This window comes from Geodermatophilus sp. TF02-6 (assembly GCF_003319115.1).
Lineage (GTDB): Bacteria > Actinomycetota > Actinomycetes > Mycobacteriales > Geodermatophilaceae > Geodermatophilus.
In genome coordinates this window covers 1-24,212 of the sequence record NZ_QOHF01000039.1, presented here as the reverse complement: position 1 = coordinate 24,212, position 24,212 = coordinate 1, and the positions used below count along the sequence as shown (strand labels likewise).

Genomic DNA, 24,212 nt, shown 5'->3' with positions numbered 1-24,212 from the left:
CGGGCACGACCGGAGACCAACAGTGGAAGAGCCGGACAGACCGGCCGCTCACCCGCGCCCAGATCAAGCCATCAAGATCGAATCACGAGCCGACGGAGCCGACCAAGATCGACGGTGGATCGAGGCTCAGTCGCGGTGGCGCACGATGTTGATCACCGTGCCGTCCGGCGCCCGGACGAAGAACCGGCGCACACCCCACGGCTCCGTGGTCAGCGGGTGCACGATCTCGTAGCCGAGTTCCTGCGCTTCTGCGTAGGCACCGTCCACGTCCTCCGTGTGCACGGAGATGACCGGGTCCTCGGGTGCCGCGGCGTCGCGCGTCACGAGTTGGACGTTCGCACCGGTGTCCGGAGAGGTGTAGCGGGCCACCCAGCCCATGTTGAACTCCTCGGTGCGGAGGCCCAGGTAGTCGGTGTAGAAGCTCTTCGCCGCCTCGACGTCCGCCACCCGGAGGTCGGCGATGATGCGTGTGGCGCGCATGCGGTCCTCCTGCCGGAACGGGGATGCGCGTGATGTCGCCCGCAGGCGCGGGCCTGTCCACGCGCCGGGCCCAGCCCTCACCCAGCCTTCGTACCAGTCGCTGACGACAGCCTTCGTGGTGCTGTGCGCCTCACCGAGCGGCGTCGCCTTCGACGAGGAGCTCGGCTCACCCAGGAGGCCGTCGCCGACCGGTTCCACGAGGCGCATTGCCGGACCGGCAGCGGTGGCGCTCATCTCCGCCGCAGCGGTGACGCTCGCCGACAGCGCACGTGGACGGACGCCGCACGGGCGCGCATCATTGGCAGTCGCCGGGCGAGAGTGCCAACCCGGCCCGTCGTGACGAGGAGTACCCCGACCGTGCCCACGTACCAGTACGCCTGCACCAACCCCGCCGGCAAGCACGAGTTCGAGGTGGTGCAGTCCTTCACCGACGCCCCGGTGAGCGAGTGCCTCGAGTGCGGCAGCCCGGTGCGCAAGGTCTACGGGTCGGTGGGCGTGGTGTTCAAGGGCTCGGGCTTCTACCGCACCGACAGCCGGTCCGCCGCGCCGAAGGAGTCGTCGAGCGGCTCCTCCGACGGGGGGAAGAAGGACGCCGCGCCGGCCGCCTCCACCAGCAGCTCCTCCGGCGGCTCGTCGTCCGGCGGGTCGTCGGCCGGGAACTCGTCCTCGGGCAGCTCGTCCTCCGGCAGCGCCGCGGCCGCCGGCTGACCCGCGGCGGGTTCCACAGGCGCCCGCTCTCTCCACAACCCGTGCGGAGCCGCCCCGCCGGCGCCCCCGGACCGCCAGCGTGGACGCATGGTCCGCCTCCGCCGTCCGCGCCGGCCGCTGCACACCGCGCGGCAGGTCTTCGCCGCCCTCCTCGCCGCCGCCGCACTGCTCCTGGCGCTGCGCCCCGACCCCGCGCCGGCCCGTGCGCCGGAGACCGTGCCGGTGGTCGTCGCCGCCGCCGACCTCCCGCCGGGCGCCGTCCTCACCGCGGGTGACCTGACCGTGGCCCGCTATCCGCCGGGGCTGCGCCCGGGTGGCGTGGCCGCCGACCCCGCCGCGCTCGCGGGTCAGGTGCTGGCCGGCGGCGTCCGTGCCGGGGAACCGGTCACCGACGCCGGGCTGGTCGGTGCCGGGCTGACCGCGCAGCTGCGCGACGGGCAGGTGGCCGCGCCGGTCCGGCCGGCCGACCTCGCGGTCAGCGCGCTCGTGCGCCCCGGCGACCGGGTCGACGTCCTGGCCACGCCGCCGGGGGCCGGGCGGGCGGAGGTGGTGGCCGCGGGCGCGCTCGTCCTCGCCGCGCCGGGTCCCGACGACGCCGACGACGGCCTGCTGCTGCTCGCGGTGGACGCCGGCACCGCCGCGCAGCTGGCCGCCGCGGCCACGACCGCGACCCTGACGCTCAGCCTGCCCCCGCCGTCGTGAGCGGGTCGCGGTCCGGCCGGCGCCGCGTGTGGCCGCATGTGCCCGTGCACGAGGGCTTCCAGGACTTCCTGTGGAGCGGCGTGCCCGTGGCGAGGACCCGTCCGGCCCGGGGACGGCGACGCTGCCCGAACGGCGGTGAGTCAGTCGCTGCCCCAGTGCGGGGGACGGTCCTCCAGGTAGCGGCGGTCGTCGCCGCGGACGTCCTCGGCGCGCTCCCCCCAGCCGACGTCGCGGTCGTCGGGTGCGCGCTCGGCGGGGGTGGCGGTCGGGGCGGGGCGCGGGGGTTCGGCGAGCGGCCGGCCCAGCCCCTCGAGGACCTCCGCGGCCGGCAGCGCGGCCAGCGCCGCGCCGGGGACCGCGAGCTTGCTGCCCCGGGTCCCGGACCCGACGACGACCAGCTCGGCCGCGGCGACGGCCGGGTCGACGAGCACCGGCCAGGACGGCGGCAGCCCGAGCGGAGTGATCCCGCCGTAGGCCATGCCGCTCTCGGCGACGGCGACGTCCTGCGGCGCGAAGGAGGCCTTGCGGGCCCCCAGGTGACGGCGCACCAGGCCGTTGACGTCGGCGCGGGTGGTCGCCGGCACGACGCAGGCGGCCAGCACCGTCTGCCCGGCGCGGCGGGCGGCGACGACCACGCAGTTGGCCGAGAGCTCCGGCGGCACCCCGTAGGCCTCGGTGAATGCGGCGGTGTCGGCGAGGTCGGCGTCGATCTCGGCGACCCAGGCCGGTCCGGCCAGGCCGCCCAGGGCCGCGGCCACCGGGGCGGCGAGCAGCTCGGGCCGCTCGGCGGCGGAGGTCCAGGTGAGCGTGCCGAGCCGCGGAGCGGTGGAGGGAGAGGAGGCCACGAGCCCGATCCTGCCCCGGTGGCCGGATCGCTGCGGCGCCTGGCTGGTCCTCGGCTGGTCGGCCCGGAGCCCAGCCCGCGAGGATGGGGCCATGATCGGCCAGCTGCACTCCGTCGTCCTCGACGCGCCCGACGCCCACGCGCTCGCCACCTTCTACGCCGACCTGCTGGGGATGGAGGTCAGCAAGGGCTCGCCAGGTGACGACTGGGTGGTCGTCACCGGCCAGGGCTACCGGCTGGCCTTCCAGCAGGCCCCGGACCTGCAGCCGCCGGAGTGGCCCGACCCCGACCGACCGCAGCAGTTCCACCTCGACATCCGGGTGGCCGACGTCGAGGAGGCCGAGCCGCGGGTGCTCGCGCTGGGGGCGCGCAAGCTGTCCGGGGGCGGCGGTGACTTCCGCGTCTACGCCGACCCGGTGGGGCACCCCTTCTGCCTGGTGTGGGACGCGTGAGCGCCGAGCTGCCGGCGGTGGGCCTGTCCGCCGCCAGCCGGTTCGTCGCCGCGGCGGGGTTCGAGGTCGGCGAGGTCAGCGGCACCCGGGTGACCGGCTCGGTCGAGGTCGGGCCCGACCAGCACACCCCCTGGGGCGTGGTGCACGGCGGCCTGTACTGCACCGTCGTCGAGTCGGCGGCCAGCATCGGGGCCAGCGCGGCGGTGGCCGGGGCCGGGCAGTTCGCCGTCGGCGTCAACAACAACACCGACTTCATCCGCAGCACGACCGAGGGCCGGCTCGACGTCGTCGCCGAGCCGGTGCAGCAGGGCCGGAGCCAGCAGCTGTGGCAGGTGCTGCTGACCCGGGCCGACGGCAAGCTCGTCGCCCGCGGCCAGGTGCGGCTGCAGAACGTGCCGCTGCCCGGCGCCTGACCGCACCGTCGACCCCGGCGAGCGCACCGGGCGCGGCCGGCGGCGGCTCAGTAGGCCCGGCCGACGACGGCCAACGCCCCCGGCTCGTCGTCGCTGCCGGGCAGGCCGCCGTCCGGCCCGACCAGGCAGCGCACGGTCACGCCCTGCTCGGCCAGCCGGGCCTCGCCCTCGGGTCCCAGCCGCGCCCACGGCAGCCGCGCCCAGCCGTCCCGCGCGGCGACCAGGGCCTCGTCGGCCGTACCCACGTCCGCGGTGCGGTCGGCGAGCCGGACGCGGGCCTCGGCGAGCAGCCGGTCCTGGTCCTCGTGCAGAGCGCGGGCCACCTCGGCTCCGACGTCGGTCAGGCCGACCGGCGCGCTCTCGCCGGGGATGCGGCGGACCACGGTGGCCCGGCCCCCGGCCAGGTCCCGCGGCCCGAGGTCGACGCGTACCGGCACGCCCTTGAGCTCCCAGTCGACCGCGCGCCGCCCGAACGGCACGTCGGCCCGGTCGTCCAGCTCGGTCCGCACCCCGTGGGCCCGCAGCTGCGCGACGAGCGTCCGGGCGGCCCGGTCCACGCCCTCCCCCGCGCGGGCCTCCACGACCACCACCTGCACCGGCGCGAGGCGTGGTGGCAGGCGCAGGCCCGCGTCGTCGCCGTGGCTCATGACCAGGCCGCCGACCAGGCGGGTGGAGGACCCCCACGACGTCGTCCACGCGTACCGGCGTTCGCCGTCGGCCGCGAGGAAGTCGATGTCGAAGGCCCGGGCGAAGTTCTGCCCGAGCTCGTGGCTGGTCCCCATCTGCAGGGCCTTGCCGTCGCACATCATCGCCTCGCAGGTCAGCGTGTTCACCGCGCCGGCGAAGCGCTCCCTGCGGGTCTTGCGCCCCGGGACGACCGGGACGGCGAGCACCTCGGTCATGACGTCGGCGTAGACGTCCCGCAGGATCCGCCGGGCGTAGTCGGCGGCCTCTGCCTCGGTGGCGTGCGCGGTGTGGCCCTCCTGCCAGAGGAACTCGGTGGTGCGGAGGAACACCCGGGGCCGCAGCTCCCACCGGACGACGTTGGCCCACTGGTTGAGCAGCAGCGGCAGGTCGCGGTGGCTCTGCACCCACCTGCCCATGTACTCGCCGATGACGGTCTCGCTCGTGGGCCGGACGACCGCGGGGACCTCCAGCTCCCTGCCGCCGGCGTGCGTGACCACCGCCAGCTCGGGGCTGAAGCCCTCCACGTGCTCGGCCTCGCGCCGCAGGTACGGCTCGGGGATGAGCAGCGGGAAGTAGGCGTTGCGCGCGCCGGCGGCCTTGATCCGCCCGTCGACCTCGGCCTGCACCCGCTCCCAGATCGCGAACCCGTAGGGGCGGATGACCATCGTCCCGCGGACGGGACCGTTCTCGGCCAGCTCGGCCTTGGCGACGACGTCCTGGTACCACCGCGGGAAGTCGGTGGACTGGCTCGTCAGCACGGTAGGTCGGGCCACGCCGGCACCCTGGCACAGCCGGCCGGCCGAGCGCCGCTCAGTTGCCGGGCACCTGTGCGGGGTCGAGGGTCACCGGGAAGAAGGCGCGGGGGTCCTGCAGCGTGGCCGGGGGCAGGGCCGCCGACCGGGGCACCACGCGGTCCCAGCGGGCCGGACGCCGGTGCGGCAGCAGCTCCCGTCCCTGGAAGAGGTACTCCCCCACGACCTCGCCGAGCAGCAGCCCCGCACCGTGCTCGATGGGCAGCCCGACCCGGTCCCCGGGACGCACCTCGTCGAGGAAGGCCGACAGCTGGCGCAGGTCCTTGGCCGGGCGCCGGCCGGAGAGCTCCTTGGCCAGCGCCCGCAGCTCGGCCGGGGACAGCCCGGTGGCGTCGACGTCGATGCCGGACTGGGTGCCCAGCCCGACGACGCCGGCGGCGAGGCAGGCGCCCAGCTCGCTGTGCGCGCGGGGGCGCACCACCCACACCCGCACCCCCTCCGGCGGGGGCGGCGGCGCGACGTCGTCCGGCTCGGGCCACACGTAGGGCAGGTCGTCGGGCTCCGGGCCGAAGACGGGCGTGAACCGCGGTCGGTAGAAGTCCGGCTCCTTGGCCAGCAGGTTCGACCGGTGCGACCGGTGCAGCTCCTCGTCACCCACCCACGAGGGCAGCAGGCCGGCCCGGGCCAGCTCGTCTTGGCCGGTCCCGACGACGTCCGGGGCGAACTCGGCGATCAGGGTGTGCGTGGTGTCGGCGAAGCCGCGCTCGCGCCACACCCGGACCACGGCCAGGCCGTAGGCCACCAGGGCCGGCGTCCGCCCCCGCCACATCCGCACGACCGGGTGCGAGGCCCAGCCGTAGTCGGGCAGCTCCAGGGCCCGCAGCACCTGCAGGGTCTCGACCCGCTGCTTGCCCAGGCGGGGCGAGTCCAGCAACCGGGCGCTTTCCTCGAAGTCGGCGACGGGGAGGAAGGTCTGCACCGGCCCGATCCTCGCCGAGGGCCCCGCTCCCCGCGCGACCGACCCCCACCCGCTCAGCCGCCGGGACCCTCCTGCGCCGACCACCCCGGCGCCGGGTCCTGCGCGTCGAGTTCGGCGAGGGCCGTCTCCCACCGTGCGCGTCGGGCGGCGTCGTCCTGGTCCCACCAGGCCGGCCTCCGCTCCCCCAGACCCGTCTTCGCCAGCCGCACGCGGGCGCGTGCGGCGGCCACGGCCGCGTCGTCCCCGCTGCGGCCGGCAGCCCGGACGGCGGAGCGCGCCACCCCGAGGTGGTGCAGCAGCCGCGCCCTCACCTGCTCGGGCAGCGCCGGGTCGGTCGCCCGCCAGCGTCGGCCGTCGACGACCAGCCAGCGGCCGTCGTCGGTCAGATGGCCTCCCTGCAGGGCCCGGCGCGAGCTCGCGAGCGCTGGGGGGCAGGGAGGTCCTTTCGCTCGCGCCTCACGCGGCCAGTCGGCGGACCAGCTCGGGCAGCACCGTCCCGAGCGGGGCGTCGATCCGGACGTCGACCTTCGCGTCCCCCCGCGTCGGACCCAGGTTGACCAGCCCGACCGGGATGCCCAGCTTCTCCGCCCGCAGCACGAACCGGTAGCCGCTCATCACCGTCAACGACGAGCCGAGCACGAGCAGGGCGCCGGCGTCCTCGACCAGGGCGAAGCTGATGTCGACCCGGTCCCGCGGCACCGTCTCGCCGAAGAAGACGACGTCGGGCTTGAGCGGACCGCACCCGCACGCCAGGCAGTCGACCATGACGAACCCGTCGAGGACCTCGTCGGGCAGCTCGGCGTCCCCGTCCGGGTTGACCTCGTCGACGTGCGGCCCGAAGTGCGGGTTGACCGCCCGCAGCCGCCGGTCGAGCTCGCCGCGGTCGGCGACGTCGCCGCAGGCCAGGCAGACCGTGCGGTCCAGACCGCCGTGCAGCTCGACGACGTCGCGCGCGCCGGCGGCCTGGTGCAGCCCGTCGACGTTCTGCGTGATCACCCCGGTCACCACGCCGGCCGCCTGCAGGTCGGCGACGGCGCGGTGCCCGTCGTTGGGCCGCGCCGCGCGGATCCGCCGCCACCCGACGAAGCTGCGCGCCCAGTAGCGGTGCCGGCCGCGGGGGTCGCGGAGGAACGTCTGGTACGTCATCGGCGTGTGCCGGCGCAGCGCCCCGGTGGCACCGCGGTAGTCGGGGATGCCGGAGTCGGTGGACAGGCCGGCGCCGGAGAGGACGACGACGTCGCCGTCGCCGACCAGCTCGGCGAGCGCGGCGACGTCCGCCGGGTCGGCGGTGGCCGGGTCGACGGCCGCGGGTACTGCTGCGGTCACCCGGCCATGGTGCCCCGCGAGCGCTGCCCACGCCGCCGCTCAGGCGGTCGCGAGTTCCCGGTCCAGCCGGCCCAGCAGGTCCTCGTACACCCGGCGCAGGCCCCGGGGCGCGAAGGTGCGCTCGAAGAACCCGCCCACGCCGCCGGCGCCGTTCCAGGTGGTGCGCACCCGGACGGTGGTGAGCCCGGCGTCGGCCGGGTGCACCGTCCAGGTGGTCACCATCGAGGAGCGGGTGTCGGTCTCCACCAGGGTGTCGGCGTCGGGCTGGGTGACCGCGACGAGCTGGTCGCGCACCCGCCTGGCGGTGGCGGCGAACCGCCAGGCGACGCGGGTGCCCGCGCCCTGGCCGCCGGCCTCGACCCGGTAGTCGCTGAACTGCTCGGGCAGCACCCGGCGACGGACCCCGGTGTAGTCGGCGAGGGCGGACCGCACCCGGTCCGCCGGCGCCCGCACGAGGTGTTCGGCAGTGGCGACGACCTGTCCCATGCGCTCCATCCTGCCGCCGTCACCATCGCTCCCGCCGCCAGGTCTGCCAGTTGCCGCACGGCTGGGAGGACCGCGGCCCGACCCCGGCGCAGGGCGGACGCTCGGCCGGCCAGGCCGGCTCGCCGTCCTCGTCGGGGACCTGGAGCTCGTCGCGCAGCATCCAGCCGCCCAGGAACACCTCGCAGTCGCAGCCGCCGCGGGCCTCCAGCCGGCGCTCCAGGCCGGTCGCCCGCGGCAGGCGCAGGTCGCGCCAGCGACGCGCCCAGCGCAGCGTGCAGTCGCAGCCGAACGCGGCGAGCACGCGCTCGACGTAGCAGAGCACGCACTCGGCCGGCGCCGGGGCGGTGAGCTCCGTGGCGAGCGCCGTCAGGTGCTCCTCGAGCTCGGCGGGTGTCCTGATCTCCACGGGGCCTCCTCGGTCGGTGGGAGGCCAGGCTCACGGGGACGGCCGACGGTCTCGGGAGCGCCGTCCACAGCGGCCGGCGCCGTCCACAGGACGGCGGGCTACGCCTGCGACTCCTCCGCGTTGAGGTAGGTGCAGCGGAAGCGGGCCCCGGACATCGCCTCGGTGAAGCGGGCCTCCCAGGCGGGGTCGGACGCCGGGAAGGTGGTGTAGACCCGCTCCTCGAGGACCACGAGCAGTCCGTCGAGCCCGGTGTAGCAGCGCCGCAGGAGCACGCGGGTGACGCCGTCGACCTCGTCGTGCGCCGGTGCCCAACGGGCCTGCGCCACCGCGGTGGCCAGCTCCGCGCGGCGGCGGGCGGGGAGTCGTCGAGGGCCGGTGCGCGTCGACCACGTGCCCAGGGCATACAGCAGCAGGCCGGCGAGCAGGACGAAGAGCACCAGCTCGGTCAGCGCGACCACCATGGGCCGACGGTAGCCAGCCGGGAGCGCCGTGGGAGGGAGCCGGACGCGGCCAGCTAACCTCGTCGGGTACGCCCCGGTCGGCCCGCGCCGACGAGCCCCCGTAGCTCAGGGGATAGAGCATCGGTTTCCTAAACCGTGTGTCGCAGGTTCGAATCCTGCCGGGGGCACTGGCGCACCTGCTGATCAGCGCGCCGGAGGACGGACGGAGCGGGCCGGTCAGGCGACCGTGGGCGAGCGGCCGCCGATCTCCCGGGTGCGCTCCTCGCGGAGGACGCGCAGGTGGAAGGCGGCCCAGGTGCGGAAGGGCCGCCAGGCCTCGGAGACCTCGGCGAGGGTGGGGTCGGGGTCGTAGCGTTCGGTGATCTCGGCCTCGAGGCGACGCTCGTGCCGGGGCAGCGCGTCGGGGGCGTTGGCGCCGCGGACGACGACGAGCTCGGCGGCGAACGGGCCGAGGCCCTTGACCTCCTGGACCGTCTGCACAGCCTGCTCGGGGTCGAGCGAGCGCAGGGTCGCGCCGTCGAGGCGCCCGTCGAGGGCGGCATCGGCGACGGCGTGCAGGTACTCGGTCTTGCGGCCGGGCAGGTCGAGGTCCGACCGGCGCAGCACACGGGGAGAGGGGAAGGCGCCGTGCTCCCCGTGGCGGGCGATGAGGTCGTCGCGCAGCCGCGCGGCCTGGACGATGCGCAGGCGCTGGGAGAGCACCGCCCAGGCGGCGGCCTCGTAGGGGGAGTGGAACCCGCAGGGCCGCAGGCCGGGCAGCCGGGCTCGGGCGTCGGCGAGGACCGGGTCGCGATCGGCGACGTCGGGCCAGCCCCGGGCGTCGACGTCCAGGCTGAGGAAGCGGCCGACCTGGGTGACGGCGGAGCCCAGGTCGCCGTCGCCCGCGACCGTGATCTGGGCGGTGGCGCCGTGCTGGGTCACGGTCGCCTCGGCGCTGGACCAGTCCGCCTCGACCCGGAAGACCGTGGACAGCCGCTGGTCGTCGTCCCGGGCCGGGAGCGCGGCGGGGGCGAAGCCCTCCCAGAACGCCCGGCTGGTCGCCAGCGACCACGGGCCGAGCACCTCCACGCTGACCTCGTGCCGCCTCACCGCTGCTCCTCCTCGAGTCGAGCCCGGTCACAGCTGGTCACGGCGCAGCCCCGGGCGGGCCCCGTGGAACGCAGCCGCGCGGTCGAGGTCGCGGACCCGCGGGGCGATGGAGTCCGGTCCGGTGACGGCCATGGGCTCACCCTCTCGTGTCAGGACACCGACATCCACGGTGCTGCCGAGGGCACCGGCCGATGGGGCGCGGTGCGCGCGTACCGGTGCACCCATGGGTGTACGCAACGCGGCGGTCGCGGCCGCCGACCGGTGGACCGACCCCGACGACGGCATCCGCTACCCCGCCGGTGAGGTCCACGCGTGGGAGCGCGGGCGCAACGAGACGGTCTGCGGGCTGTCGCTGAGCAGGTCCCGGCTGGCCCGGTCCCCCACGTCGGCTGGGAGGACGTGCAGCCGGAGTCGGGCCGGCACGCGGACGCCGTCCGGGCCGTGTGCCGCCGCTGCCGGGCAGCCCTCGGCGCCCGCCGGGACGAGCGAGGATGGACGCGGATCAACCCCCGTCCCTGACCGGCAGGGCATCCCGGACGGGCGCCTGAGCGCTGGGCGGCCGGGGACGGGACGTCCGGCGACGGGAGCCTACCGGCCCCTCCCCGTCGGGGCGTGGTCCTCGTGGTCGGACGATCCGCCGGGCCACTGGGGCTGGTCGACCCCTCCGGGGTCGGTCGCGGTCGGCAGGGGCTGCGGGGTCGGCAGGACCGGCTCGGGGACCGGCACCGGTACGGGGACGAGTTCCGGGACCGGGATCGTCACGACGGGCGGGGTGATCGTCACGGGCGGCGGCGTCCTCCCTGCCGTCGGCCCCGACGTCTCCGGCGTCGGGGCAGGGACGACCACCGGTGGCTCGGGGGTCGTCGCGGGAACCGGAGCGACGGCGGACCCCGACGCTTCGGCCACCACCGAGGACGACGACGAGCCCGCTGCCGACGACCCGGCCACCGCCGAGGACGACGACGTGTCTGCCGGCGACGACCCGACCACCGCCGAGGACGAGCTCGGCGTTGCGGAGACAGCCGCCGTCGTCGAGGTCGGTGGAGCCGGCGCGGGCACCGACGGGGACCTCGGAGCCACCGGGGCGGCCGACGACGGGGCGGCCGACGAGGGCGACGAGGGCGATGGCGACCCCGGCAGCGACGACCCGGCCGTCGCGGACGCACTGGGCGACGGAGCCGCCGCCTCGACCGCGTGCGCGGAGCCGCCGACGGCCCCCGGTGGACCGCCGCCGGGGCCGGTCGACTCCGTCGGGTCGGCGCTGGCCGTGGCCGCGGCTGGCCGTTGCCCCCCGCCGCCGTCGCCATCGTGGACGAGGGCCCAGGTGATCGCCCCGCACGCGAGCAGGGCCGCCGCCGCCGTCGCCGTCATGCGTCGTCGGAGCCGGGTGTAGCGGGCCGACACGACCACCGTCGGACGCCGGGCGTCGTCCGGCTCGCTCACGGCCGGGCCGTCCTCGGGAACCCCACCAGCACCGAGGTGCGCGTGTCGGGCGGGTCGTGCACGACGCGGGGAACAGGAACGGGCAAGGTCATCACGGGTCGTTCGCCTCCTGGCAGGCGTTCGATCCAGGGGCCGGGGGGAGGGTGGCCGCCCACCCCCCGGCCGCGCGCTGTCTGGTGACGGGCCACCCAAACGGTCCGCTGCCGTTCCGTCGTCGTCAAGGCCCTCGCCACCGACCTGGCACGAGGCGATCACCCGCGCTCGACCGGCCCGGACGGCGCGGCGGTGCGCCGGCTGCGGTTCCCCGGCACCCGGTCCGGCCGACCGGCGACGCCGCGGCCGACAGGTCGTGATCACCCGGCGAGGTGAAACCCACCGGGGCTCCGAGGCGTTACCGTCTCTGAACGCATGTCGAGCCCCGGCAACGACGCGGGGCGAGCGGAGGGGGTACCCCAGCATGGAGACCACCGTGGTCGACGTCCCCGACCGGGGGCGCTTCGAGGTGCGGCTCGGCGACCGGGTCGTCGGCCTGGCCAGCTACCACGTCGAGAACGGCACGATGGCCCTCCCGCACACCGAGGTCGACCCCTCCGTCGGCGGTCGGGGCATCGGCTCGGCCCTGATCGCCGGGGTGCTCGCCGCCGCCCGCGAGCGCGGCCTGCACGTGCTCCCCTACTGCTCCTTCATCCGCCACTACATCCAGCGCCACCCCGAGGAGCTCGACCTCGTCGCCGAGGCCGACCGGCCGCACTTCGGGCTGGCGACCGCTCGCGCCTGACCCGCGGCCCGACCGCTGGCCTGCGGGTCGGCGCCCGGCTGCCTACCCTGGCGCGGGTGCCGACCGCGCTGCTCTGGTTCCGCCGCGACCTCCGGCTGGCCGACCACGCGGCGGTGCTCGCCGCCGTCGACGCGGCCGGCCCCGACGGCGCCGTCCTGCCGCTGTTCGTCTTCGACCCCCGGCTGTGGGAGCCCTCCGGCGCGCCCCGCCGGCAGTTCCTCCTCGACTGCCTCGCCGACCTCGGCGCGGCGGTCGACGGTGCGCTGGTGCTGCGCTCGGGGGACCCCGCCCGCGTCGTGCCGGAGCTCGCGCGCGAGGTCGGGGCGACCAGCGTGCACGTCTCGGGCGACGCCGGCCCGTACGGCCGGCAGCGCGACGCCGCCGTCGAGCGGGCGCTCGGCGAGGTGCCGTTCGTGCGCACCGGGTCGCCCTACGCGGTGACCCCGGGCCGCGTCCTGAAGGAGGACGGCACGCCGTTCCGCGTCTTCTCCCCGTTCGCCCGGGCCTGGCGGGCGCACGGCTGGCGCGCTCCCGCGCCGCGGCCGCGGTCGGTGCCCTGGTGCACCGGCGTCGGCTCGGCGGACCCACCTCCGGCCCCGGACCTGGACGGCGTCCGGCTGCCCCCGGCCGGTGAGGCCCCCGCCCGCGCCGCGTGGCAGCGCTTCCGGGACGAGCGGCTGACCGGCTACCGGGACGCCCGCAACAGCCCGGGTACCGACGGCACGAGCCGGCTGTCGGCCTACCTGAAGTACGGCTGCCTGCACCCGCGCACGCTGCTGGCCGACCTGGCCGAGGTCGAGGGCGGGTCCGCGGCGGGCTACGTCAACGAGCTGGCCTGGCGGGAGTTCTACGCCGACGTCCTCTGGCACCGGCCGGAGTCGGCCCGCGAGCCGCTGGACGCGCGGATGCGGGCGATGACCTACGACACCGGGCCGGACGCCGACGAGCGCTTCGCCGCCTGGGCGGAGGGTCGCACCGGCTACCCGATCGTGGACGCCGGCATGCGCCAGCTGCTCGGTGAGGCCTACGTGCACAACCGGGTGCGGATGGTCGTGGCCTCGTTCCTGGTCAAGGACCTGCACATCGACTGGCGCCGCGGCGCCCGGTACTTCCTGCAGCACCTCGTCGACGGCGACCTGGCCAGCAACAACCACGGCTGGCAGTGGGTCGCCGGCACCGGCACCGACGCCTCCCCGTACTACCGCGTCTTCAACCCCACCCGCCAGGGCAGGGAGTTCGACCCGGATGGCGCGTACGTGCGCCGCTGGGTGCCCGAGCTGCGCGAGGTCCCGGCGCGCTTCGTGCACGAGCCCTGGCTGGCGCCGGACGGCGTCCCGGCGGGCTACCCCGAGCCGGTCGTCGACCACGCCGAGGAGCGCCGGGTGGCCCTGGAGCGCTACGAACGGGTCCGCGACCGTGCCTGAGGGCCACACGCTCTACCGGCTGGCCCGCGACCAGTCGCTGGCCTTCGCCGGGCGCCCGGTGCACGTGACCAGCCCGCAGGGCCGCTTCGCCGCCGGCGCGGCGCTGCTCGACGGGCGGGTGCTCGACGAGGTGACCTCCTGGGGCAAGCACCTGTTCGCCTGCTTCGGCGCGGACACCCTGCACGTGCACCTGGGCCTCTACGGCAGCTACACCTCGGGCACCGGCACGCCGCCGCCCCCGCGCGGCGCGGTGCGGATGCGCTGGGAGGGCGATGGCCCCGGCGGCCCGGACGGCCTCGGCGTCTGGACCGACCTGCGCGGCCCGACCGCCTGCGAGGTGCTCACCACGCCGGAGGTCGAGCGCCTGGTGGCCCGCCTCGGCCCCGACCCGCTGCGGCCGCGCAGCGACGGCACGCTCGCCCACCGCCGGATCGCCGGCAGCCGCACCGCGATCGGCGCGCTGCTCATGGACCAGTCGGTGCTGGCCGGTGTCGGCAACGTCTACCGCGCCGAGATCCTCTTCCGGCACGGCGTCTCGCCGTTCCGCCCCGGCCGGGAGGTCGACGCCGAGCTGTGGGACCGGATGTGGCGCGACCTGGTCGTGCTCATGCGCGCCGGCGTCCGCATGGGCCGCATCGTCACCACCCGGCCGGAGCACCGCACCCGCCGGGGCGGCGCCGTCCGCCGGGAGGACGCGCACTACGTCTACCGCCGGACCGGGCTGCCCTGCCGGATCTGCGGCACCGCCGTCCGCACCGAGGTGATGGCCGGGCGCAACGTCTACTGGTGCCCGGTCTGCCAGAGCGCGTGAGGTCCTACAGGGCGCCCTTGGCCGAGTCCCCAGCCGGCACCGCGGTGAGCACGCGGATCTCCGCCGGGCCGGTCATCCTGCCCTCCAGCTGCCGGCCCAGTTCGGCGAACGCCTGGGCCTGCATGTGCTCCTGCAGCGCCTCGGGACTCGCCCAGCGCTCGATCACCACCAGCGCGCCGTCGGCCTCGTGCAGGGCGTACAGCTCGCAGCCCGGTTCGTCGTGGACCGCGGGGATGGCGCTGACGAGCGCCTCCCGGACGGCGTCGGCGTGCTCGGGCTGCGGGGTGATCGTGGCGACGACGACGACGGACACGGGATGCCTCCTGATCGAGGGGAACGGTGCGCGAGGCCTGGTGTTTGCCCACCCCGGCGCGTGAGGATGCCTGTCGTGTCGGTCGACGAGGACCCCGCTCCCCCGCCCTCCGCCCCGCCGCTGCGGGTTGCCGTCGTCGGCGCCGGCCCGGCCGGCATCTACGCCGCCGAGGCGCTGACCCGTCAGGACGACGTGCCGGTCGCCGTCGACCTGGTCGACCGGCTGCCCACCCCGTTCGGCCTGGTGCGGCACGGCATCGCCCCCGACCACCCGAAGATGCGGGCCATCCGCGACACCCTGCACCGGGCGCTGGACCACCCGTCGGTGCGGTTCGTGGGCAACGTCGAGGTCGGCCGGGACCTCTCCTGCTCCGACCTGCACGAGGCGGTCGACGCCGTGATCTACACCTACGGCGCGGCGCTGGACCGGCAGCTGGCCATCCCCGGGGAGGAGCTGCCCGGCAGCCTGGCCGCGACCGAGCTGGTCGCCTGGTACACCGGCCACCCCGACGCCGACCGGTCCCTGGTCGAGGCGGCGCTCGCCCGGGCGCGGTCGGTCGTGGTCGTCGGCGTGGGCAACGTGGCGCTGGACGTGGCCCGCGTGCTGGCCCGCACCGCCGCCGAGCTCGAGCCCACCGACATGCCGCAGCACGTGCTCGACGTGCTGGCCGCCGCCCCGGTCGAGGAGGTCGCGGTCCTGGGCCGGCGCGGCCCGGCGCAGGCCACCTTCACCACCCAGGAGCTGCGCGAGCTCGACGAGCTGGCCGGGGCGACCGTGCTGGTCGACCCAGCCGACCTGGAGCTGGACGCCGCCGCCGAGGAGCGCGCCGCCGCCGACCGCGTGGTGAGCCGCAACCTCGCTGTCCTGCGGGAGTGGGCGCAGCACGCGCCGCAGCCGGGCCGCATCCCCCTGCGGCTGCGCTTCTTCACCCGCCCGGTGCGGCTGCTCGGCGAGGACCGGGTGACCGGCGTGGAGGTCGAGCGCACCGTCGTCGACGCCCACGGCCGCGCCTCGGGCACCGGAGAGACCAGCGTGCTCCCGGCCGACCTGGTCGTGCGCTCGGTCGGCTACCGCGGCAGCGGGCTGCCCCAGCTCCCGCTGGACGAGCGCAGCGGCACGGTGCCCAACGAGCTCGGCCGGGTGCTGCGCGAGGGCCGGCCGGCGCCGGGCGAGTACGTCGCCGGCTGGATCAAGCGGGGGCCCACCGGCGTCGTGGGCACCAACAAGCACGACGCCCGCGAGACGGTGGCCGCGCTGCTCGCGGACGTCGCGGCCGGCGTCGTCCGCCCGGGCGGGGGCGGCGTCGACGACCTGGTCTCCGGGCTGCGCGCCCACGGCGCGGACCCGGTGCTGCTCGAGGACTGGCGGGCCATCGACGCCGCCGAGGTGGCGCTGGGTGCCACCCGCGGCCGGGCGCGGACGACGCTGCACGAGTGGGACGCGCTGCTGGCCGCGGTGCGCGAGGCCGCCGCACGGGTGACCGCCGAGCGGTGAGTCCGCGTCGCCGGTCCCACACGGCGGTGATCGGCCGGGCGGTCCGACCTCAGGCCAGCGCGCGCAGCAGCTCCCGGGCGGTCTCGGCGGTGCCGGCGGCGACGAACCGGACGAGCCGCGCGGTGTCCGGCAGCAACTGCAGCGGCTCGCCGTCCGGGGTCAGCGCGACCCCGCCGGCGGCGGCCAGCACCACCAGCCCGCCGGCGACGTCGTGCCGGACGTCGTCGCCCTCGCGGACCACGTCGCAGCCCCACCCGGCGGCGGTGGCCAGCACGGCCGGGGAGCCGGCGCCGAGACCCCGCCGATGGACGACGACCGCCTCGGCCGTGCCGTCGTCGCGCCACTGCCGCCGCAGCAGTGCCGCGCACCCCTCGCCGACCAGCAGCCGCAGCATCGGGTCGGTCAGCGCGGGCGCCAGCGCGGCCGGCGGCAGCCCGAGCACGCCGGCGGCGGAGCGCACCGCCCGCCCGGCCGCGGCGGCCTCAGCCACTGTTGCGCAGGGCCGTGGCGATGCCGTTGATGGTCAGCTGGATGTTGCGGCGGACCAGCTCGTCGTCGGGGCCCTCCCCGTGATCGACGCTGCGGCGCCGGTGCAGCATCTCCACCTGCAGGTGGTGCAGCGGCTCCAGGTAGGGGAACCGGTTGCGGATCGACCGGGCCAGGGACGGGTTGTCGGCCAGCAGCCGGTCGTCCCCGGTGACCGCCAGCAGCATCCGGCAGCTGCGCTCGTGCTCGGCGGTGATCTGGTCGAACACCCGGTGCCGCAGCGCCTCGTCGGGCACCAGCCCGGCGTAGCGGGCGGCCAGGTCGAGGTCGGTCTTGGCCAGCACCATCCCCATGTTGGACAGCATCGTGCGCAACCAGGGCCAGCGGCGGTGCAGCTCCCGCAGCTGGGCCAGCCGCGCGGGGTCGCCGTCCACCCACGACTCCAGCGCGGTGCCGGTGCCGTACCAGCCGGGCAGCATGATGCGCGCCTGCGACCAGCTGAACACCCACGGGATCGCCCGCAGGTCGCCGATCGAGTTCCCGGCCTTGCGCGACGGCGGCCGGCTGCCGATGTTGAGCTCGGCCAGCTCGCCGATCGGGGTGGCCGCGCGGAACCAGTCCACGAAGCCCGGCGTCTCGTGCACCAGCGCCCGGTAGGCCCGCTGGGCGCGACCGGCCAGGTCGTCGAGGAGCGCGTAGACCGACTCGGCGTCGTCCCCCAGCCCCTCGACGTCGAGCAGGCTGGCCTCCAGCGTGGCGGCGACCATCGCCTCCAGGTTGCGCCGCGCACGGTCGGGCTCGGCGTACTTGGCGGCGATGACCTCGCCCTGCTCGGTGATCCGCAGCGCGCCCGCGACCGCGCCGGGCGGCTGCGCCCGGATCGCGTCGTAGCTGGGGCCGCCGCCGCGGCCGACGGTGCCGCCGCGGCCGTGGAACAGCCGCAGCCGCACGCCGTGCGCCCGGGCGACCTCGACCAGCGCCAGCTCGGCCCGGTACAGCGCCCAGTTGGCGGCGAGGTAGCCGCCGTCCTTGTTGCTGTCGGAGTAGCCGAGCATGACCTCCTGCACGTCGCCGCGGTCGGCCAGCAGCGCCCGGTACAGCGGCTGCTCGAGGACGGCGGTCATCGTGTCCGCGGCGCGCTGCAGGTCGTCGATGGTCTCGAACAGCGGGGAGATGCCGACCGGGCAGGTGGGGCCGTCGTCGCCGTCGGGGTCGAGCAGGCCGACCTCCTTGAGCAGGACGGCGACCTCGAGGACGTCGCTGACCGACTCGCACATGCTGATGACGTAGTTGGGGACCGCCCGCGGGCCGAGCTCGCCGACCTGCTCGGCGGCCGCGACCAGCAGGTCGAGCTCGCCGCGGGCCAGGTCGGACAGCTGCGCGTCCGGCCGGACCAGCGGGCGACGCATGCGCAGCTCGCCGACCAGCAGGGCCACCCGCTCCTCCTCGTCCAGCGCGGCGTAGTCGGGGCAGACCCCGGCCCAGGCCAGCAGCTCGGCGAGCACCTCCTCGTGGACGCCCGCGTTCTGCCGCATGTCCAGGCCGCACAGGTGGAAGCCGAAGTCCTCCACGCTCTCCCGGAGCCGGGCCAGCCGGTCGTCGGCCAGCGCGCCCGCCCCGTGCGTGCGCAGCGAGGCGTCGATCGTGGCGAGGTCGGCCAGCAGCTCGTCGGGGTCGGCGTAGGGCTCGAGCTCGGCGTGCGGCGGCTGCCCCGGCACGGACCCGAGCACCCGCTGCGCGGTGGCGGCCAGCCGGGCGTGGACGCCGTGCAGGGCGCGCCGGTAGGGCTCGTCGGCGCGGAACGGCGAGTCGTCGCGGGAGGCCTCGGCCAGGTGCCGCAGCTGCGGCGTCGGGGTGATCAGCCGGTCGGACATCGACAGCTCGTCGGCCAGCGCCAGCAGCTCATCGAGGTGGCGGGCCAGCGCCGTCTCGGCCTGCCGGCTGCTGGCCAGGCGGACGGCGTCGGCGGTGACGAACGGGTTGCCGTCGCGGTCCCCGCCGATCCAGGAGCCGGGCAGCAGCATGGGCGTGCGCAGCAGCCGGGCCGACGGCCACAGCTCCCGCACCGCGCGGCGCAGCTCGGCGTTGATCGCCGGGACCACCTCGAACAGGGACAGCTCGTAGTAGCGCAGCGCCTCGTCGATCTCGTCGGCCAGCCGCAGCCGCGACAGCCGCAGCAGCGCCGTCTGCCAGAGGGTGAGCACCGCCCGGTACAGCGCGGCCGACCACTCGGGGTCCTGCGCCTCGTCGGGGACGGAGCGGTCGCGGCCGCGGACCAGCTCGGTGATCTCCCGCTGCACGCGCAGGACGGTCCGGCGCCGCACCTCGGTGGGGTGCGCGGTGACCACCGGGCAGACCAGGGCGCCGGTGAGCTCGCGGGCGACGACGTCGGGGTCGAGGTGGGCGGCGTCGAGCAGCCGGAGGGTGGCGGCCAGGCTGCCCCTCTGCGGCGGCGAGCCCTCCCGCCGGTGGAAGCGGCGCCGCCGCTCGTGGTGGAGGTCCTCGGCGAGGTTGGCCAGCAGCGAGAAGTGGCTGAACGCGCGGATGACGTGGTTGGCCGAGCGGACGTCGAGGCCGGCGAGGCGCTCGGCCAGCTCGGCGCGGTCGACCTCCGAGCGGCGCACCCGGAACGCCGCCACGCGGGTGGACTCCACGAGGTCGAGGACGTCGTCCCCGGTCTGCTCGCCGATCACCTCGCCGAGGACCCGGCCCAGCAGCCGGATGTCCTCGCGCAGCGGGGCGTCGGTGGCGTCCTCCTCGCTCGCCCCGGAGGACCGCAGATCGGCGACGTCGACGGTGGCTTCTGACACGCGGCGAGTATGGGTCGTCCGTGTGACGAAGGCGTGTCGTGGCGCGGGGTGGGGACGCCGACGGCCCCGGCGGCCGCCCCCGAGAGGGTGGGCCGCCGGGGCCGCGGGTGTCCGGGTCAGTCCTGCGCGGTCCGGCGGCGCCGGCCCAGGAGCAGCAGCACACCACCGCCGACGAGGGCGCCGGCACCCAGCAGGGCCGGGACCATCGGCTCGGCGCCGGTGAAGGCCAGCGTGCCGCCGGTGCCGGGCGTGCTCGCGGCGGCCACCGTGGCCGTGCCCACCGTGGCCGTGCCGTCCGCGGCCGTGCCCACCGTGGCCACGCCGTCCGCGGCCACGGTCACGTCCATGCGCAGGAACCGCTCGGTGCCGTCGGGGGCGATCCCGGAGGCGACGAGCGAGTGCTGCCCGGGCGCCAGGTCGGTCGGGACGGTCACCGGCTTGCTGAAGTCCCCGTCGGCGTCGGTGACGACGGTGCCCAGCACGATCGGGTCGGAGTAGATGACGATCGTCGCGGTCGAGAACGGCAGGAAGCCGGTGCCGATGACGGTGATCTCCTGACCCGGAGCGGCCGTCGTGATCAGGCCCTCGTCGGTGGTCAGGGTCAGGTCCGTCGTCGGCGCCTCGACCGGCACGACCGGGGACGCCGCGGTGGCGGTCCGGCCGCTGTGCGCCTCGGGCCCGGTGACGTCGTCGCCGGACACCGCGACGACGGTGGCCGTGTAGGCGGTGCCGGCCGTCGCGCCGAACAGGCAGGTGAGCCCGGTCGTGGTGCAGGTCTGCCCCCCCGGCGAGAGGGTGACCACGTAGTGGTCGACCGCCGCACCGGAGGACGGTGCCTGCCAGCTCACCTCGACCTGGGCCCGCTCGGCCGTCGCGGTGACACCGCGGGGGGCACCCGGCGCGTTCGGGGCGGGCACGGTCAGGTCCCGGGAGTTGCTCGCCGCGCTGTGCTCGACGCCGGCGACCGCCCGGACGACGAAGGTGAGGGGCTGGCCCGGGACGGGTCCGGTCACCGTCCCCGCGAGCGAGGAGCCGCTGCCGGTGACCGTCAGCGCCGTCCACGTCCGGCCGCCGTCGGTGCTGTACTCGTAGCCGCTGGCGCCCACCCCGTTGTCGGGGCCGGGCGAGATGGCCAGCACGACCGAGTCCTCACCGGCCCGGGTGACCGAGTCCAGCGCCGGGACGGGCGGGGCGGTGCAGGTGGTCGGCTCGGCGACGACCGTGCCGTAGTCGTGGGGGTACTCGGGGGTGCCGTTGAAGGACGCCGTCAGCGCGGGGGCCACGTAGTTGGCACCGCCGCCGCCGCCGGTACCCCGGAAGGAACCGGTGTCGTGCCGGTTGGAAGCGCCGCCGCCGCCACCCTGGTAGCCGCCGCCACCACCGCCTGCGTCGGTGGCCGCGATCCCGCCGACCATCCCCGTGGCGGCCTCGCCGTTGCCCGCGTGGGTGAAGAACGCAGCGGTGGTCGCGGTGCCGCCGGCGCCGGGGGCGGCGCTGGTCCCGCCCTCGCCACCCGTGGCGGAGGCGGGACCGATGGTGATGTCCGTGGCGGTGCCACCGGCTTCGCCGCCGTCGCCCCCTTCGCTCCCGCTGTAGCCGGCGCCACCGCTGCCGGCTCCGACCAGCAGTGGAGCGGCGGAGACGCTGCCGCCGTCGCGGACGATGGAGGCCCCGCCACCGCCGGCGCCGCCCGAGGGCGCGTCCCCGCCCGAGAGCTGCTCGCCACTGCGACCGCCGGAGGACGCGACGCCGTCCTGTCGGTCCTCCCCGCGCGCCCCGGCCTGCACGAAGAACTGCTGGCCCCCGGCCACCGCCGTGCTGGCCACCACCCCGCCGGCGTAGCCGCTGCGGACGAAGCCGCCGTCGCCGTCGTCGGCACCGCCGCCGCGGCCGCCGACCACCGTCCACCGGATGGCGCAGACGTCGAACGGGACGGTGTAGACCACGTCGCCGTCGTCCGGCGTCCACTGCTCGAACGCGCCGGGCGCGGCTGCGGCCGTCCCCGGCACGGTGACCAGCGCGCCCAGCCCGAGGGCGGCGCCCGCCACCCCGCCGGCGAGCACGCGGGACACCCGCCTCGTCGTCTGCCCGTACATGTCGCTGTTCGTCCCCTCCATCCGGCCCGGATGCGCGTGCCGCATCCGCCGCACCTCCTGTCTAGCTGGCGAGAAGTGGGCCGCTCGACCGGACACGACCACAACTCCTGCCCAAGTCCCGGGCAGCTCTTGGGTACCGGGGAGCAGGTGACCACGACGGGGTCGTGGACCGGCCGGCCGTTCACCGCCCGGCCCGGGGTGACCGACCCGCCGGCATCGGTCCACCGCGGGCCGCGGCCTGGCCCCCGTGTTCACGGGCGGACTGCCGGCTCCCTCCGTGGATCGCCGGCCCTACCGCGCCGGCAATCCACGGAGAGAGCCGGCACAGGGCGCCCCGCGACGAGCTCAGCCGCCGAGTTCGCGCAGCGCCCGCGCGGCGAGCTCGTCACCGTCGGCCGCGCCGAGCCGCAGGTGCTCCACCGCCCCGTCCAGGTCGCCGCGGTCGGCCAGCAGCACGGCCAGGTCGTGGTGGCAGCGGGTGTCGCCGGCGGCGATCCCCGCCCGGTAGGCCTCCTCGGCCGCCTCCTCGTCGCCCAGCACCTCGGTGTAGAAGTTGCCCAGCGGCAGCCAGGCCTGGGCCTCCCCCCGCTTCGCGCCGCGCTCGAGCACGAACCGCGCCTCCGCGGTCCGGCCGGTCGTGCGCAGCAGGTCGGCCAGCCCCACCCGAGCCCCGGGGAAGCGGTCGACGCCGGCGCGCAGGGCGGGCTCCAGCGCCGGGTCGCCCGTCGCGTCCCACCGCCAGCAGGCGACCACGGCGGCCGCGACGTCGTCCCCGGCGGCGGCCAGCTCGGCGGCCACCGTGAGCGCCTGCTCGGGCTCGCCCTGCTCGCGCAGCAGGAAGGCCAGCTGCAGCGCGCCCTCGGTGTCCCCCGCCGACCCGACGCCGCGGTAGGCGCGCACGGCCCCGGCCAGGTCGCCGAGCCGCTCGAGCACGATCCCGAGGTCGAGCCAGGCGTCGAGCTCCCCGCCGGTCAGCGCCCGCTCGTAGGCGTCGACCGCCTCCTCGACCCGGCCGCGGGCGGCGAGGACGTTGCCCAGGTTGAACCAGCCGAGGGCCGCACCGAGCTCGGCCGCGCGGCGGAAGCAGCGCTCGGCGTCCCGCTCGCGCCCGGCATCGGCCAGGTCGCAGCCCAGCTCGATGACGGCGTCGGCGTCCCGGCAGGCGCGCAGCCGCCGGAGGCGCCCGTCGAGGTCCTCCCGCATGCGGTGATGATCACCGGACGCCGATGGCGGCGTCGTCCCCCGTCCGTGGCCCCTCACCCCAGTGGGGAGGCCGGCGACCCCGTCCAGGGTCCCGCCGGCCCCCTGCAGGTGGAAGGACCCCCTCCTCCCACCCCTCGTAGAAGGACCCCGTCCTCCCCACCCCTCGCAGGCTCGGGGCGGGACCCGGGACGGGGCCGGCGGTGCCCAGGAGGGAGCCGGGCGCGAGCTCGCGAGTGGCGGGGGCCAGGGGGTCCTTCTTCAGGCGCGCTCGGCGCGCAGCGCCTCCCGGATGCGGGTGCGCCCGCCGGTCCGCAGCAGCGCACCGGCGTAGACCCGCCCGCCCAGCCGGACCACCAGCGCGATCGTCGCGAGCATGAGGACGACGGCCAGCGCCACCTCCCACCCCGCGGCCTCGCCCGCCGCCTGCCGCACCGGCATCACCAGCGGCGAGAGGCCCGGCACGTAGGAGGTCACCGTGGCCAGCGTGCTGCCCGGGTCGCCGGCGGCCTGGATGGCCACGACGAACCCGGCGACGAGCAGCAGCGTGGTGGGGGTGAGCACGCTGCCGAGGTCCTCCTGCCGGCTGACCAGCGACGCGGCGACCGCGAACACCGAGGCGTAGAAGGCGTAGCCGAGGACGAACCACGCGACCACGGTGAGCACGGTGCTGACCAGCTCCCCGGGCACGCTCACCACGTCGAGCGCGAGCGCGGCGCCGACCCCCACCACGCCGATGACGACGATCTGCCCGAGCCCCAGCAGGCCGAGCCCGATGATCTTGCCGGCGAGCAGCTGCCACGGGCGCATGGTGGCCAGCAGCAGCTCCACCACCCGGCTGGCCTTCTCCTCGACCACGCCCTGGGCGACGAACTGGGCGAAGAGGATGAGCAGGCCGTAGAGGACGGCGACGCCGATGACCGCCACGACCACCCGCTGCCCGTCGTCGGCCGCGTCGCCGAGCGGGGTGACCGTGACCTCGGGCAGCGACTGCAGGTCGGCGCCGGCCTCCAGCAGCCGGTCGGAGACGGCGACCCCGTTGACGGCGCTGCCGACGACCGCCTCCAGCGTCGGGTCCCGGTCGCCCACCAGCAGCTGCGGCGCCGGGCCGGTGCCGTCGACGAGCGCGCCGTCGACGTCCCCGTCCTCGACCGCGGCGCGGGCGGCGGCCTCGTCGGCGTACTGCACGACCTCGACGTCGACGCCGACCGCCTCGCCCTGCGCCTCGACGGCGGTCCCGAGCCGGCTCGCGTCGCCCACGATGCCCAGCCGCGCCTGGTCGGCACCGGAGCCGACGGCCACCTGGAAGGCCATCACGCCCAGCAGCAGGACGAGGATGACGACCGAGCTGACGATGAAGTTCCTGTCCCGGACGCGGCTGGAGACCTCGCGCCCGGCGACCAGCCGGACCAGGGCGGCGGAACCCGGGGCGCGCGGCTCGGGCGCGCTCACTGGTGCACCATCCATCCGTCACCGATCTTGGTTGGGTCGGTGATGCGCCCGAGGTGCCGCCTCGTCATCGCCCTGCTCGCTCGACACCGTTGATGTCCAGCGTGAGATCTGCGAGACGGG

Annotated in this window: 25 protein-coding genes and 1 tRNA gene; 10 read left to right on the top strand and 16 right to left on the bottom strand. The window is 76.4% G+C overall.

From position 1 onward, the window contains the following. Window positions 1–126 precede the first annotated feature (126 nt). Window positions 127–480, bottom strand: coding sequence for a VOC family protein (locus DQ238_RS22035; protein WP_113783390.1), 354 nt, complete (start codon window positions 478–480; stop codon window positions 127–129). A 357-nt stretch (window positions 481–837) separates the two neighbouring features. Between DQ238_RS22035 and DQ238_RS22030 the strand changes: the two genes are divergently transcribed. Both DQ238_RS22030 and cpaB read left to right on the top strand, forming a co-directional pair. Next, window positions 838–1,188, top strand: a complete 351-nt coding sequence (locus tag DQ238_RS22030; RefSeq protein ID WP_113783389.1) for an FmdB family zinc ribbon protein — start codon at window positions 838–840, stop codon at window positions 1,186–1,188. Window positions 1,189–1,275: 87 nt separating this feature from the next. Beyond that, entirely contained in the window at window positions 1,276–1,890 is a 615-nt protein-coding gene (cpaB, locus tag DQ238_RS22025; RefSeq protein ID WP_113783388.1) for a Flp pilus assembly protein CpaB, read from the top strand. Between the two features lie 140 nt (window positions 1,891–2,030). On the opposite strand, the gene DQ238_RS22020 is transcribed toward cpaB, so the two are convergent. Beyond that, on the bottom strand, window positions 2,031–2,735 hold the full coding sequence (locus tag DQ238_RS22020) for a YbaK/EbsC family protein (RefSeq protein WP_233496200.1): 705 nt from the start codon (window positions 2,733–2,735) through the stop codon (window positions 2,031–2,033). A 91-nt stretch (window positions 2,736–2,826) separates the two neighbouring features. On the opposite strand from DQ238_RS22020, the gene DQ238_RS22015 reads away from it, so the two are divergent. Further along, entirely contained in the window at window positions 2,827–3,186 is a 360-nt protein-coding gene (locus DQ238_RS22015; protein WP_113783386.1) for a VOC family protein, read from the top strand. Then, complete coding sequence (locus tag DQ238_RS22010) at window positions 3,183–3,599, top strand: PaaI family thioesterase (protein WP_199506511.1); 417 nt, start codon at window positions 3,183–3,185, stop codon at window positions 3,597–3,599. The genes DQ238_RS22015 and DQ238_RS22010 overlap by 4 nt, the downstream gene beginning before the upstream one ends. A 47-nt stretch (window positions 3,600–3,646) precedes the next feature. Here the strand turns inward: DQ238_RS22010 and proS are convergent, their stop codons facing one another. From proS to DQ238_RS21975, 7 genes are all read right to left on the bottom strand, one after another. Continuing rightward, window positions 3,647–5,059 carry a proline--tRNA ligase gene (gene proS / locus DQ238_RS22005; protein ID WP_113783385.1) on the bottom strand — a complete coding sequence of 471 codons (1,413 nt, stop codon included), beginning with the start codon at window positions 5,057–5,059 and terminating at the stop codon, window positions 3,647–3,649. Between the two features lie 37 nt (window positions 5,060–5,096). Continuing rightward, entirely contained in the window at window positions 5,097–6,017 is a 921-nt protein-coding gene (locus DQ238_RS22000) for an MSMEG_6728 family protein (protein WP_113783384.1), read from the bottom strand. A 53-nt stretch (window positions 6,018–6,070) separates the two neighbouring features. After that, window positions 6,071–6,328, bottom strand: a complete 258-nt coding sequence (locus DQ238_RS21995) for a hypothetical protein (protein WP_233496199.1) — start codon at window positions 6,326–6,328, stop codon at window positions 6,071–6,073. 145 nt (window positions 6,329–6,473) lie between these two features. Then, the gene (locus DQ238_RS21990) at window positions 6,474–7,343 is read right to left on the bottom strand and encodes an NAD-dependent protein deacetylase (RefSeq protein WP_113783382.1); all 870 of its coding nucleotides are present in this window, start codon (window positions 7,341–7,343) and stop codon (window positions 6,474–6,476) included. A gap of 39 nt (window positions 7,344–7,382) precedes the next feature. Further along, on the bottom strand, window positions 7,383–7,829 hold the full coding sequence (locus DQ238_RS21985) for an SRPBCC family protein (protein ID WP_113783381.1): 447 nt from the start codon (window positions 7,827–7,829) through the stop codon (window positions 7,383–7,385). Window positions 7,830–7,848: 19 nt separating this feature from the next. Continuing rightward, window positions 7,849–8,235: a DUF2695 domain-containing protein gene (locus DQ238_RS21980; RefSeq protein WP_113783380.1), complete on the bottom strand. Its 387-nt coding sequence runs from the start codon at window positions 8,233–8,235 to the stop codon at window positions 7,849–7,851. A gap of 98 nt (window positions 8,236–8,333) precedes the next feature. Continuing rightward, entirely contained in the window at window positions 8,334–8,696 is a 363-nt protein-coding gene (locus DQ238_RS21975; protein ID WP_113783379.1) for a hypothetical protein, read from the bottom strand. 94 nt (window positions 8,697–8,790) lie between these two features. On the opposite strand from DQ238_RS21975, the gene DQ238_RS21970 reads away from it, so the two are divergent. Beyond that, a tRNA-Arg gene (locus tag DQ238_RS21970) sits at window positions 8,791–8,863 on the top strand. 49 nt (window positions 8,864–8,912) lie between these two features. Here the strand turns inward: DQ238_RS21970 and DQ238_RS21965 are convergent. Beyond that, a complete protein-coding gene (locus DQ238_RS21965; RefSeq protein WP_113783378.1) occupies window positions 8,913–9,785 on the bottom strand; it encodes a DNA-3-methyladenine glycosylase in 873 nt (290 codons plus the stop codon). 772 nt (window positions 9,786–10,557) lie between these two features. Here DQ238_RS21965 and DQ238_RS21950 point away from each other — a divergent pair. The 4 genes from DQ238_RS21950 (at window position 10,558) to DQ238_RS21935 (ending at window position 14,241) form a co-directional block, all read left to right on the top strand. Continuing rightward, window positions 10,558–11,178, top strand: coding sequence for a hypothetical protein (locus DQ238_RS21950; protein WP_113783376.1), 621 nt, complete (start codon window positions 10,558–10,560; stop codon window positions 11,176–11,178). Window positions 11,179–11,685: 507 nt separating this feature from the next. Next, window positions 11,686–12,006, top strand: coding sequence for a GNAT family N-acetyltransferase (locus tag DQ238_RS21945; protein WP_113783375.1), 321 nt, complete (start codon window positions 11,686–11,688; stop codon window positions 12,004–12,006). 56 nt (window positions 12,007–12,062) lie between these two features. Further along, complete coding sequence (locus tag DQ238_RS21940) at window positions 12,063–13,430, top strand: deoxyribodipyrimidine photo-lyase (RefSeq protein WP_113783374.1); 1,368 nt, start codon at window positions 12,063–12,065, stop codon at window positions 13,428–13,430. Then, window positions 13,423–14,241, top strand: a complete 819-nt coding sequence (locus tag DQ238_RS21935; protein WP_113783373.1) for an Fpg/Nei family DNA glycosylase — start codon at window positions 13,423–13,425, stop codon at window positions 14,239–14,241. Before DQ238_RS21940 ends, DQ238_RS21935 begins: the two co-directional genes overlap by 8 nt. Window positions 14,242–14,245: 4 nt before the next feature. On the opposite strand, the gene DQ238_RS21930 is transcribed toward DQ238_RS21935, so the two are convergent. Then, complete coding sequence (locus DQ238_RS21930; RefSeq protein ID WP_113783372.1) at window positions 14,246–14,554, bottom strand: putative quinol monooxygenase; 309 nt, start codon at window positions 14,552–14,554, stop codon at window positions 14,246–14,248. Window positions 14,555–14,629: 75 nt separating this feature from the next. Here DQ238_RS21930 and DQ238_RS21925 point away from each other — a divergent pair, with 75 nt between their 5' ends. After that, window positions 14,630–16,048 (top strand): FAD-dependent oxidoreductase, encoded by a 1,419-nt coding sequence (locus DQ238_RS21925; protein ID WP_233496197.1) that lies wholly within the window; start codon window positions 14,630–14,632, stop codon window positions 16,046–16,048. Window positions 16,049–16,097: 49 nt separating this feature from the next. Here DQ238_RS21925 and DQ238_RS21920 read toward each other — a convergent pair whose 3' ends face one another. From DQ238_RS21920 to DQ238_RS21900, 5 genes are all read right to left on the bottom strand, one after another. Further along, window positions 16,098–16,538, bottom strand: a complete 441-nt coding sequence (locus DQ238_RS21920) for a hypothetical protein (protein WP_113783370.1) — start codon at window positions 16,536–16,538, stop codon at window positions 16,098–16,100. Continuing rightward, window positions 16,531–19,344 carry a phosphoenolpyruvate carboxylase gene (gene ppc, locus DQ238_RS21915; protein WP_113783369.1) on the bottom strand — a complete coding sequence of 938 codons (2,814 nt, stop codon included), beginning with the start codon at window positions 19,342–19,344 and terminating at the stop codon, window positions 16,531–16,533. Before ppc ends, DQ238_RS21920 begins: the two co-directional genes overlap by 8 nt. 116 nt (window positions 19,345–19,460) lie before the next feature. After that, window positions 19,461–21,485, bottom strand: coding sequence for a fibronectin type III domain-containing protein (locus DQ238_RS21910; RefSeq protein WP_147263180.1), 2,025 nt, complete (start codon window positions 21,483–21,485; stop codon window positions 19,461–19,463). 300 nt (window positions 21,486–21,785) lie between these two features. Next, window positions 21,786–22,643 (bottom strand): lipopolysaccharide assembly protein LapB, encoded by an 858-nt coding sequence (locus DQ238_RS21905; protein ID WP_113783367.1) that lies wholly within the window; start codon window positions 22,641–22,643, stop codon window positions 21,786–21,788. Window positions 22,644–22,901: 258 nt separating this feature from the next. Further along, window positions 22,902–24,092 (bottom strand): ABC transporter permease, encoded by a 1,191-nt coding sequence (locus DQ238_RS21900; RefSeq protein ID WP_113783366.1) that lies wholly within the window; start codon window positions 24,090–24,092, stop codon window positions 22,902–22,904. Window positions 24,093–24,212: the final 120 nt, after the last annotated feature.